This is a genomic window from Acidithrix sp. C25 (genome assembly GCF_904848545.2).
Genome location: NZ_CAJHCI020000007.1, coordinates 502,129 through 514,184 on the forward strand (window position 1 = coordinate 502,129; position 12,056 = coordinate 514,184).

The following is a 12,056-nucleotide window of genomic DNA, read 5'->3' on the forward strand; positions in this document are numbered from 1 at the left end:
GAAAGAGGGATCTGGGAGGTTTTTGGTCTTTCAGGATGAGGAAAGTCGTAGGTGTCATCTGTTATGGTAGCAATCTCATTTACTACCCAATCAATCCCTATGATCGCTCCGTTCTTGGGGAGTGGCTCGTGTTTCACTTAGATGACGAAGCTCACTCACCAATCACCAACTCCGTCTTGAAAAGTTCCTTAGAAAAGACGGCTCAGATAAAAAAGGACGCGACCAGACCGGGTGGACGATATTGCCTCCAGCCAGATGTGAGGTTGCCCATAAATAATGGACACATTGACTACGCCGCCTTGGCGGACTCCAATAATGTTAGTTCATAACCAACTGGTGAGACGTTACCGATCTTCGAGTACCGCCTTTTATGGTTATAAAAGTCCATGTAACTCCTAATCCCAGCCCTCAATTCGGACATACCTTCAAATACGTGCCGGTAAAAGTACTCGTGTTTGAAGATCGACCAGAACGATTCAGCTGTTGCATGGTCGTAGCAAGATCCAGTTTTATCCATTGACCGGATAATGCCATTCTGTTCACAGAGTTCCACGACGCGACGATCGGTGAATTGGCTCCCGCGATCGGTATGGAAAATTGCGCCTTGGATATCGTCTCCCCTGAGGGAGATTGCCTGCTGGAGTGCTTCAATGACAAGGCTTGTCCTCATGTGGCGATCGACAGAATATCCAAGCACCCTGCCGGAGTGCTCATCACGAATAGCACAAAGGTAGGCAAATCCCTCTCCAACTCGCAAATAAGTGATATCCGAGGTAAGAACGGCATTTAGATATCCCTTGTCGAAGTCACGTTCGACGAGGTCACTGGGATAACAAGCCTTTGGATCAGCGGTAGTGGTTTTGACTTTGAATGATCTGGGGGATATACCCTCTATTCCAAGATCTCTCATCCGAGTTGCAACGCTGTTTTTACTGATTACCTCCCCGCGATCGTGAAGCTCAGCGGTGATTCTTGGAGCGCCATAAGTTCCATTAGATTCCCTGTGAATGGAGAGTATCTTTGCCTCAAGGTCATTTCTAGCCACCTTGGCATCGGCTGGGTTCTCTAACCGATGTAGCCAGGCATAGTAGCCAGATCGAGACACTTCAAGTAGTCGCGCCATTCGTGCTATCTCAAAGTTAGCGCACTCCGCTTCCATCAGGGCAAATCTTTCTTGTTTGCTTGCTTGGCTGCGAAGTACGCGGCTGCTTTTCCCAGGAACTCATTATCTTTTTTGAGCTCTGCCATCTCACGACGGAGCTTTATGAGTTCTCTTCTTTCATCAGCGCTCAGTGGTCCTTCATTGACACTAGAAGCTGCCTCTAGACGTATTCGTTCATCTTTTACCCACCTATATAGAGCCTCTTGGGAAATAGATAGCTCACTAGCTACCTCTGGAACGTTCCTGCCGGAATCTATAACTCGATGAGCAGCTTCAGTCTTGAACTCAAGGGTGAATTTACGCCTTGTTGCTCCCATGATGACATCCTTTCTACCAACAATCTATGTTGGCTTAACAGGTGTCCACTAAATCTGGGGAACCTCAATGTAACTGTAAGAGGTTATGCCTATTTGTTGTTGATCTGGTGATCGGGTTTGTCCTGTTCCTTTTGTTCTGTTCTTTGAGGGGTATCCACTCCTTGTGCGGTTGAAAGCCTTTGACCTGGCTTGTCCGAAGTCTCAAATGGTCTGTTGCCGGGTAACTGAGGAAGCATTTGGCAAACACTCATTTTCGCATCGCCAATGGGTGGGGTCTTTACACAATTTTGCCGGCCCACACTAATCTTGTTCTCAGGAGTAGATGTGCTAAAGGCTGCTTTGGACTCTTGAACACAGCGGCTCCAGACCCATCGGGCACTGTCTCATTCAGCACTGTCTCGTTAGGCACTTTCTCATTCAGCACTGTCTCGTTAGGCTTGCAGTCTTGACCCAGCATCTTTAGAAATAGGCAATCGGTAGTTGTACCAGATGGCGGAAGAGCCAAGTTTGCGTGATAACACTTCGGTGTATAGCTTGCTCATATGGAGATCAAACCCAATAACAACCCAATAACAAAAAATTGTCTAGCGCTGTATTTATCATGTTCTAAGTACGACAGATCAATTACCGACGATGATCTAAAGTAAGGCACTCATCGAGCCTTAGCTCGAGGAAATCATTACTCAGCTTTGCATCACGAAGGGGCCAAAGAAGGGGCCAAAGAAGGGGCCAAAGTGGACTTTAGACCATGGCCAATCAACTCCATCTCCTCGTTAGTGTCGATCCCCAGTTGTGGAATATTCACTATGGCATCGATCCTCTCGTCAAAGTAGATCAAAGCTTGGTCGTCTCTGAGGCTGCGCATTGAGTTGCTAAGTCTTGGCCACAGCCTCGCTAGACCTGTAGCTAAGACTTAGTCTTCGTCACTAGGAGTCTTCGTCACCCCGCTAGAAATCATCAAGCAGTAGGTGGCTAATCAGCGCAATGTTTGAGCACAGTTGTAGGCGCTTCGCCCCGGTGGGACGCTATATCCCCAGGGCTAAAACCAGGGGCATTCCGCCAAATGCCACATTCTGGTAAAAAGGTCCATCCGGATTGAATTCGCGGAAGGTCCTTTTTGCTAACACCGAGACGTGGTTTTACTCCGATGGTGGGGTGCTTGCCTCTTGAACCCTGGGTGTCCTGGGTGGTCGTCGCGTGGTTGATGTCCGAGTAGTTGACCGTGTGGTTTTGGCTGGCGGCTCCGACGTTTTGGTCGATTCATCAACAGGGTCTTCGGCGATTGGAGCCGAGGCACGGCTTTGTTGAATATCTTCTTCGTCTACGGAGATAATTGCATCAGGGGAAGAGGTAAGGTCTATTTCAACCTCTTTCAAAGGCGCTGAATCGCTTGATGTAGCAGGATCTTGCTCGATTGAAGTGTTTTTGGATTCGACTTCACTATGGTCATTGCGTGGGTGATTCTCGTTACTTAGATGACCTGCGGGTTCTATCGATACTTCTCTGTTTGTCCCTGAGGCTGACTCTACCTCGATGCTTTGGCTCTCTATTGAAATTTTGTCAGCTTGGGCTGAGGAGTGAGTTTCAACCGAGTAGAGATTTAGGGCCTCAACAGAGCCTTCCAGGGATTCCAAATTAGAATTTATGGAGACAGTAAGGGCACTTTCCACACTCGTGACGCGTCGTTGAGCATCTTGGAGAAGTTCTAGGAACCAGCCTCGAGTTCTTGCGAGCGTGTCTATGTGGCCTCGGACTTCGTCTGCACGAATTTTGAGGTCGGAGAGAATTTCTGTTCGCGTTTCCCTCGCAGAGGTAAGTAACGAGGTGGCTTCTTTTTGGGCATCAGCTAGGATTCGATCCGCACTCCTCTGGGAGTTTGAGATGGTCTCAGAAGCGAGTTGATTTGCACGATCTAAAATCTCCTTGGCCAATAATTCTTGCGCACCTAGTCGTTCGGCTATTATCTGGTCAGCTTGGTCAATTTTTGTTTTGGCTTCTGCCTGAGCGCTTGTAATGATATCGGCAGTCTTGTCTCGTGCTCTAGAGAGCATCTGGCTGGCGAGAGTTGATGCCTCCTCTTTTTCCCTTTTTGCTTGGCTCAGAAGTTCGTCAGCCTGTGATTGTGCTTTTTCTGTTTCAGACCTGGCTTCTGCCTGAGCGCTAGAAATCATTTGTTCAGATTGATTCTGAGCCTGAGAGAGCATCTGGCTGGCGAGAGTTGATGCCTCCTCTTTTTCCCTTTTTGCTTGGCTCAGAAGTTCGTCAGCCTGTGATTGTGCTTTTTCTGTTTCAGACCTGGCTTCTGCCTGAGCGCTAGAAATCATTTGTTCAGATTGATTCTGAGCCTGAGAGAGCATCTGGCTGGCGAGAGTTGATGCCTCCTCTTTTTCCCTTTTTGCTTGGCTCAGAAGTTCGGCGCCTTCCGCCTCGGCCTTTTCTTTTATTGATTGGCTTGCCGTTACGGAATTGGAGATAATAAATGAAACATGGTCCCCGAGCATTTTTGCTGCCATCGCTTCGTCCATTGGCAGAGGGATTGGTTCTGGCCGTGAATTGGCATCGTTTAGTTCTGCTGTTACTTCGGCTAGTCTTTGCTTTAGCTCGCTGATTGTCCGGTTTGACTCTGTCAAGTTTGTTTGAAACCGTTCCAAGGATTCGCGTACATCCTCAGGCGAATATCCTCGTCGAACCGTGCGTAATCTCGCGATTATGGATTCTGTTGACGCTGGCTGGAAATCATTCCTCGATTGATTCAATCGGGACCTCTCTTTTTTCCTAAAATTACTCTTATAGTATATTTAGCGCACTTCGACCGCGTTCAATCTGGGATTTTGTAAATTTATTAAAAAATACTGAGGCTAAGGCTGTATTTATGACATTATGGTCAAATCGTTTGCCTTTGCTGACTTCGGTTCGATTTGCAAGTGGTCGTTTTTGCTGGGAAATTGTGGCCGGCTTCAAGGTAAGGATCTCTACCCCCAGGGTAAGTATTGCTAGAAAACGATTGCCAATCAAGAAGTAGTTTGTAAGAATTTGGTGAAATAAATGCGCTAAATTTTCTTTAAATTTCCGGTTCGACCCCGATCTATCGAACAATCAAAGGATAAAAGTGGTCTATGAAAGCATGCTTTGTTTGCTTTTTGGGTTTGCTCGTTGGCCGCTCGGGGTTTGAATGGCGAACTCGATCGCTTCTTGTTACTTTGAATAAATGGGCAGGTTGAGATCGCTGGAGTATCAAGGTTTGGCGCTTTCTGCACCGAGAGAGGCTTTGTCTTTATCTGGTGGTCCAATCACACAGCGAGCAACGAAAATCTCGGTTTTAGCCACTGACTGTTGCACTACATCTACATTAATGTCTCGATTTCTATGGATATAGAGCTTTGACATTCAGTTTATTTTATGCAATTATTTTCCGCCACTGGGTGGTGGTCCTGGATCGATAATATATGAAAAACCACATTAAAGAAAGTCGGTAATGTAGTAAGCCACATATCGTGACAATTTGTGCTCACTTAGCGACATTGAGATAGTTATTTCTGACCTTCAAGTTGCCCAGATTGGCCTTTTCAAATGTTCCGCAGGCACCTTGTATTGTGAGAATAATCGAGAGATTTGACTCTTTTGAGTTGGGGCATTGAATAGCTGATTGACAGGTGGCGCCTTTGGAAATCGTTTGATGAATGGCTCTTGATCTTGAGATTAAACGTTGTCTAGCGCTATGTATGCTCTTGGTGGGGTTAAACCACTCAATGCAGACAAATTTGACCGAGTTCTGGCTCTGTGCGATTGGAAATTTGTAGTTCTCCTGGTCAGGTCTACTATATAACTCCACCTTTGAGTAGGACTCTTCGGCTAGTCGGATGTGGACTTTTAGTGGTGCATTTGTCGACGGCGTCCCACAACCAAGATGGTTTCCTGCATGTGGGACTTGATCCCATATAGAGGGTCCTTGACTTTCCAAGTGCGAGTTTTTTGAGATCAAGGTAGGTTTTGCTGGTGAATATCTTGACTTTTCAATTTCGGATGCTGATCCACTTGGCGGTTCACTAAGCGATTAGATCAGCTGTGTTCTTTTTAGCCTTGTCGGATCTGTCGTACCTGACTGATGACTGCCAGTTCGATGGGAGACTTAGAGTAAGTCCCAATGGTATGAATATCGTACAAGTGCCAGGAGCATTCTGGAGGCACACTAAACGCCAGACAAGCTTTTGGAGTTAAGATGGGGTGCCTTGCTTTGACTTCAGGCCAGTTTTAGTACAAGTTTGAGTGAGTGCGGATAGGAATTCAGGTTTTTGTATTGCATCCTTATTTTTGCATTGAGGACCTAAAGCTAATAAAGCGCATCTTTGGATGGCGCATTCTTGTAGCGATCTGGTTTAAAGTATCGAACTGATAAAAGCCATATTTTAAGGAACATAAAACGTGCTTGCTTTGTCTTAATGCGATCGAATCAACTTGCATATGCTGGTTGCAATGCGAAGGTATTCTGTCTCGACACGTCTCTAGAACAGATGTTTTATCAGAATGATGCATTATTAAACATACTTATCAAGTTTCGTAAGTTTCGCCTTCACCGAGACCAGATTGGAGCTAATCCTTAGTAGAACAGATGTTCTACTAAGGTGGCATGGTGGATCTCTCAGGCTTTATGGTACGCTTCGCTTCAAAGTAAGCATGTGAAGATCATTTGATCAAATTGCTATTGCTATGAGGGATTTAGATGCTCAAAGTGTAACTTCGATCAATTTACTTTAGTAAGGCCAAATCATTTCAAGAAATGCAGCGTCTCGAGCTCCACTTTTTCAATGTAAATCTTTTCACCGTCAAACTAGCGTTACCTCCAGAACCATCTTCCATCGAAGCCATATCTCTTTATCCAAGTGGTTCTCCGCTATCTATCTATTGTCCAACGACAAGCGTGGTCTTTCGGCTACTACCCCCTAGCCATCAGAGCCCCTGCTAAATTCGTTCAAGTATCTTATTCGACTGGCTGGTTGATGCTAAATAAGCTACCTAAGGCAATGGCTGAGCGTAATGGCTGAGCGTAATGGCTGACCGAAATGGTTTATATAAACTTGGAGGAAACGTCCAGGTAGATGAGTTCTTTTTAGGTGGTGAGAGCCATGGCGAAGGCTAAAGAGGAAAGGGAACAAAACAAACCAATGTCCTAATTGGAGTGTCGATTAGCAATGGTGCTCCTACTCATTGCTTCATGGAAGTAATCAAAGATACCACTGCTAAATCACCCAAAGATGTTTTTGTGAGACGTTGAGATTCTAATACCAAGCTGATAAGTGATGGTAACCCAAGTTACGGGTATGTGCTGAAAGACCTTGGACTAGCGCACGGGTTCACTCTATCCAAAGACGAACAAGCACATGTAACATTCAAATGGCTCAAGATCCTAAATTGGGAACTGCAAGAAATTTATCGACGGAACATACCACGGAGATGAGGAACATAAGCAACTTATGCCTCGAGGAATTCGCATACCGATTCAACGCAAGGCACTTTGAAATGTCATTGGTCGAGCGACTTCTCAATACATGTGTGTTTGCGTCTCCCCATCCGCTACTCCGCGAATCTGATTCCAAAATGGCTCTTGCTTACGAAACTTGATAAGTATGTTATTAAATATGTACCTGCTAGAGACGAAAGTTGATACCCCTTGTAGTCAAGGCAGAGGCTTTTGTGAAGATGGCATTATCGCGGATGTCCATTGGCGAATCCGGTAGTTTTTCGTGTGATACGGAAGTGAGTCAACCACTCCGGGGAAATTTGCTCATCTGTTTGGGACGGCTGCGATTGGGACTGGACCAACTTGATTTTAAGCAGCCGTAGGAGATAAACCCTCATAAGGGAGTGTCCCGCATTGTGCGACTCATCGGAATTGATTCATCGAAGATCGGCTTTGGTTCTCCCCCTTTTAATATTCACTCAAAAAAAGGGGGGCAGGTGTTAATGGTTGAGGATTTCTTTGACGTAGGAGTCTTCAGATTTTGAGCATTTTGGCGAACTGCAAGGCTGTGTCTAATTAGTTTCTTGTAAATCGAACCAATTTGTGATCATCTTTGCGACCACTTCAGGCTTTTCGAATGGCCCAAAGTGACTCATTGCCAATGCCATTTCGACCTCGGATCTTTTGGCTTTTTCTCGTAGGCGCTCCATGTAGTTGAGATCAAAGGCGTCCGTAGTCTCACCTGAAATAAACAGCATTGGTATTTCAATCTTTGGTAAATTGGAATACGCTTGATTGCATGACGCCCAAGCGTAGATTTCGGACTCTATCTCCCTTGGGCAGGTTAGCTCCAATTGGGCATCCAATGTTCGTTTGAGACCCGTTTCCAGGTATAAATCGATGCAGGTTTGATCGAAGCTAGACATCGGGAACTTTGATTCAAAATTTGAATGCGCTTCCCTCCTCGTCCCAAAGTGTCGTCGGCGTCGTTTGGTTAGAACCGATAGGTGGTTTGAATAATCTGGCTTTGAGGAATTACCTTCAATCGGTACTACCGGCTCGAATAGGGCTAGCCTTTTGAAGAGACCGGGCGAGTTTGCCTCCGCTAGAATCAGAGCAGCACCTCCGTAGGAATGACCAAATCCCGCCCACGAATCTCCACCTAAAACCTCGATCGTTCTTTCGATATCGTTTGCAAAAGTTCCCCAGTCAACGTTCAGAGAATCGCCACCGCTTGAGCCGCCATGATAACGTGCGTTGATACCAAAACAGTGGAATTTTGACCTAAGAGCAATGGCCAGAGGAAGATACATTCGAGCATTGAATCCTGTAGCGTGGGCAATTAGAAGGTTGTGACCTTCTCCTCCGAAATCTTCCACCAATATGGATGCGTTGTCGCTTCCGGCTACTTTTGTTATTTTAATTTCATCATATCTTGACATTATGCTTAAAGAAATCTACTTAGTTGTTGGAACTTCCGTTTCATTCTAGGCAAGGTAAGCCGGAACTCTCAAGGTTAAAAGGGTTCTCAATCTTTGAAAATTCGCATTTCAAATGCGTATTGTGCGACAGATCGTCAATGGCCACTAGTGTAACGTCGTGGAAAATTTCATCTCAAGTTCGGGAATTCTCGCTATATTTTTGCTCATGACCGCGGAATCGGCTTTGATACCGATACCCTCTGAGGTTATAATGCCTTTTGCGGGCGCTCTTGCTGGGTTAGGCAAGTTGAATATCGTGATGGTTATTTTGGCGGGTACTTTTGGCAACCTGATCGGTAGTTACATTGCATGGATTATCGGTCGAACTGGCGGAAGGGCGTTGGTGCTTCGAGCCGGTCGCTACGTGAGGATCAAAGAGGAAGATCTTCACAAAGCCGAACGTTGGTTTGCCAGACGGGGTGATTCTGCAGTTTTAATAGGGCGAATCCTCCCGTTGTTCGAACCTTTATCTCTCTCCCGGCAGGTGCAGCAGAGATGCCCCCGGTGCGGTTTGGTTTATTCACCTTCATTGGCGCACTGCCTTGGTGTGCTGCCTTGGCTGGATTGGGCTATGGAGTGGGATCTAATTGGACTCAGTTTTCTTCATACGTTAAATATGCCGGATATTTGATTGCTGTGATCCTTGTTGTGATCATCGCAAGATTTTTCATTGCACGATTTCGCTCTTCGGGGAATCAAATAGCCAAATAGCCTATTATGATGTAGTTTCCTCGGGAGTGGCGCAGCGGCAGCGCACCTGGTTTGGGACCAGGGGGTCGGGGTTCAAATCCCCCTCCCGACCATTTGACTTGAATGCTGAGTTTTGATAGAGGTTATTGTTCGAGCCCATCAGTACGGGCCTCGCATTTTTAATCTAAGTTGATATCCTTGCTGCTATTTCCTTTTACTATCGCTTCGCAATCTTATCTAGATTTATGGTTAGCGAATTTATTTGTTCGGACTCGGGTAATCTTTTCGATAGAAGATTTATCATCGGCTGTTACGCGGGGTCTTATCCGTGTAGTTGGTCGATGTTGATAGAGAATCGACTTGTGACTCTATTGGATTTGCGACGCTGCAGAAAAATTCAAATACCTCTCGGAGTCGAGATTAAACGATTGCTCTTCGAGTTGTCTGGCCAAGGTCTGATTTCCCGCCCGTTAGGTGGATAAAAGTTTCCGTCTAGTCCCCCCCCCTTTTTTTTTATAGATGGTCGGCTAATTCTCTTGTTTCTGGAGATCGTTAAATAGGCAAATTGTCGCTTATTTTTTGAGCTTCAAAGTATCAATAGCCCCATGAATAGGATATCTATTGTTATTTATGGGGCTATTGCGTTGATTTGCCAGCCCTTGCTATGGAGCCAACGATCTCACTCGTATTGCGTTCATTTTCAAGTAAATGATAGTTTGTGAGAGTTCACCCAAAATGTAGAAATATCGCTGACCTGTTCATAGCTCGTTGATTTGAGCCCTTGAGCCCTTGAGCCCTTGAGCATTGGCTGATCCTCTATCTTTAGGGCCTAGGTGTCGCCTTATTGCCAATACCAGCAGATCCCGACTTTTACTTTTGTGCAAGACTTAATTGTTTGGTTGCTGGCGGATGTGTTAGATTAATGTCTTCAAATGACAATTTTGATCGAATAAGAGCGCAAATCCCGCCTTTAAGGACAGCCTCGAGCGACCATTAATTGCGCTCCCAAAATAAGACCGCCACACCCTCGGCGCATAATACATAATACAGGTATCAGTATTCGTGAGGCCTTGTAACCGCAAGAACAGGAACTGCCCGTTCTTGTTCGTCACTCCTTCGATGCTCGCTATGTATGGAACCTAGTTCTAGAACAACGCAGATGTGAATGCGGCCAAAATTAACTGCCGCAGGGCTTGGTGTCACAGAGCACAAAGGGACATCGCATGCCACGTCTACCAAGACACAGCCACAGCGACCCAGTTAAGTGCACCACCACGCCTAAAGTTGCCTAAGCAGCTTAGGAAGCCCCGTCCATAAGGACGGGGAGGATGTCACACTTTTGAATCGAAGAATTATAGACGATGATGTGTCGGGGCTATGGGATAGTTCGGCTAAGATGGTGTTTCGCATTGCGGGTGTAGCTCAATGGTAGAGCTCCAGCCTTCCAAGCTGGTGGTGCGGGTTCGATCCCCGTCACCCGCTCCAAAATGGAGCTCGACTTTGTTTACTGTTGGCTCCACAATTCGTTTTCCCATTGACCCCTGGCCGTTTTGTTGGCTCTTCTGTTTCTACCGGGGTGGAGTACTCGATTTCATACGCGGTAAGACTCTTTATCTAGCCCTAGGTGATCTTGTTTATCCGATACGTATCGGTAGTTCCCCCTGGGTGGTTAGATGTCGTCACACTTATATTTTCTCCTCTAACGCCTCTGAGTCCAAGAGATTGACTTTTGGAGTTGAATTGTTTTCATGGTGGAAGTCCTAAACTTTGCGGTGGACCTTTAGGTAAGAGGGTCGACTGTGATAGCGGAGGATTGATTCGTGGGTTTGTCAATTGGAATCGTTGGGCTACCAAACGTTGGAAAGTCAACGTTGTTCAATGCGTTGACCCAAAATGAGGTCTTGGCGGCTAACTATCCGTTCGCGACAATTGAACCAAATGTAGGGGTCGTCGCTGTGCCTGACCCGAGACTTGACTCCTTAGCGTCGCTTTATTCAAGCAAAGAGATTGTTTCGGCGATGGTTACCTTTGTCGACATAGCTGGAATCGTCAAAGGTGCGTCGGTTGGCGAAGGGCTCGGTAACAAATTTCTTGCCTCTATTAGGGAGAGCGATGCAATCTGCCAAGTAGTACGGGTCTTTTCCGATCCTGACGTAATCCACGTAAATGGCGAGATATCTCCGAGTTCAGATATTGAAACAATCAATACCGAGCTTATTCTTGCGGATCTACAAACAGTCGAGAATAGGCTAGTCAAATTGGCCAAAGAGGCCAGGAAAAGGCCAGAACTCGCTCAAGCTCTGTCGGCCTTGGAAAAGGCGCAAGAGATATTAAACTCCGGTAATACAATTGCTGGGGCAGTTGGCTCTGGCAAACTAGACGCGACATTCCTGAATGATCTCCATCTTTTGAGCGCCAAGCCCTTTATCTATGTTTTTAATGTAGATGAAGATGCACTCTCCGATTTAGAATTACGTGCTCGCTTGGCGGCTATGGTTGCGCCTGCTGAAATTGTTGTGCTATGTGCCAAGATAGAGGCGGAACTTTCGCTCTTGGATAAAGACGACGCTGCGGAACTCCTAGCTAGCTTTGGTCAGGTTGAGTCAGGATTGGTTCAACTGGTTCATGTTGGCTTTAGAACTTTAGGGCTCCAAACGTTCCTAACTGCTGGCCCAAAGGAGTCTAGGGCGTGGACGATTCATATTGGCGACACTGCCCCCCAAGCCGCAGGTACCATTCATACTGACTTTGAACGCGGCTTTATTAAGGCAGAAGTAGTCAGCTTTGAAGATTTGATGGAGGCTGGGTCTATCGCGGCTGTTCGATCCTTAGGGAAGGCTCGGATAGAAGGTAAAGAATATATTATGCGTGATGGAGACGTAGTCGAGTTTCGATTTAACGTTTAGATCCGTGGCGAAGGGTTGTCCTGGATCTCTAACCGTGAGAAC

At 46.2% G+C, this 12,056-nt stretch carries 7 protein-coding genes, 2 tRNA genes and 1 pseudogene; 5 read left to right on the forward strand and 5 right to left on the reverse strand.

What is annotated here, in order from left to right; all coding sequences use genetic code 11:
* Positions 1 to 289: 289 nt before the first annotated feature.
* The 4 genes from ACIDITHRIX25_RS83755 to ACIDITHRIX25_RS83770 all read right to left on the reverse strand — a co-directional run bounded on the left by ACIDITHRIX25_RS83755 (position 290) and on the right by ACIDITHRIX25_RS83770 (position 4,235).
* Positions 290 to 1,159: an IS3 family transposase gene (locus ACIDITHRIX25_RS83755; RefSeq protein ID WP_249685811.1), complete on the reverse strand. Its 870-nt coding sequence runs from the start codon at positions 1,157 to 1,159 to the stop codon at positions 290 to 292.
* A complete protein-coding gene (locus ACIDITHRIX25_RS83760; RefSeq protein WP_052604111.1) occupies positions 1,159 to 1,479 on the reverse strand; it encodes a transposase in 321 nt (106 codons plus the stop codon). Before ACIDITHRIX25_RS83760 ends, ACIDITHRIX25_RS83755 begins: the two co-directional genes overlap by 1 nt.
* Before the next feature lie 694 nt (positions 1,480 to 2,173).
* Positions 2,174 to 2,344, reverse strand: coding sequence for a hypothetical protein (locus tag ACIDITHRIX25_RS83765; RefSeq protein ID WP_201732015.1), 171 nt, complete (start codon positions 2,342 to 2,344; stop codon positions 2,174 to 2,176).
* 274 nt (positions 2,345 to 2,618) lie between these two features.
* Positions 2,619 to 4,235, reverse strand: a complete 1,617-nt coding sequence (locus tag ACIDITHRIX25_RS83770; RefSeq protein WP_201732016.1) for a coiled-coil domain-containing protein — start codon at positions 4,233 to 4,235, stop codon at positions 2,619 to 2,621.
* 1,931 nt (positions 4,236 to 6,166) lie between these two features.
* Between ACIDITHRIX25_RS83770 and ACIDITHRIX25_RS83775 the strand changes: the two are divergent.
* Positions 6,167 to 7,098: pseudogene (locus ACIDITHRIX25_RS83775) on the forward strand (IS1595 family transposase).
* Positions 7,099 to 7,509: 411 nt separating this feature from the next.
* On the opposite strand, the gene ACIDITHRIX25_RS83780 reads toward ACIDITHRIX25_RS83775, so the two are convergent.
* Positions 7,510 to 8,379 (reverse strand): alpha/beta fold hydrolase, encoded by an 870-nt coding sequence (locus tag ACIDITHRIX25_RS83780; RefSeq protein ID WP_052604105.1) that lies wholly within the window; start codon positions 8,377 to 8,379, stop codon positions 7,510 to 7,512.
* 157 nt (positions 8,380 to 8,536) lie between these two features.
* On the opposite strand from ACIDITHRIX25_RS83780, the gene ACIDITHRIX25_RS83785 reads away from it, so the two are divergent.
* The 4 genes from ACIDITHRIX25_RS83785 (at position 8,537) to ychF (ending at position 12,014) form a co-directional block, all read left to right on the forward strand.
* Positions 8,537 to 9,049, forward strand: coding sequence for a DedA family protein (locus ACIDITHRIX25_RS83785; RefSeq protein ID WP_201732017.1), 513 nt, complete (start codon positions 8,537 to 8,539; stop codon positions 9,047 to 9,049).
* 100 nt (positions 9,050 to 9,149) lie between these two features.
* Positions 9,150 to 9,219, forward strand: a tRNA-Pro gene (locus ACIDITHRIX25_RS83790).
* A 1,300-nt stretch (positions 9,220 to 10,519) separates the two neighbouring features.
* A tRNA-Gly gene (locus ACIDITHRIX25_RS83795) sits at positions 10,520 to 10,593 on the forward strand.
* A gap of 335 nt (positions 10,594 to 10,928) precedes the next feature.
* The gene (ychF, locus tag ACIDITHRIX25_RS83800) at positions 10,929 to 12,014 is read left to right on the forward strand and encodes a redox-regulated ATPase YchF (protein WP_201732018.1); all 1,086 of its coding nucleotides are present in this window, start codon (positions 10,929 to 10,931) and stop codon (positions 12,012 to 12,014) included.
* Positions 12,015 to 12,056: the final 42 nt, after the last annotated feature.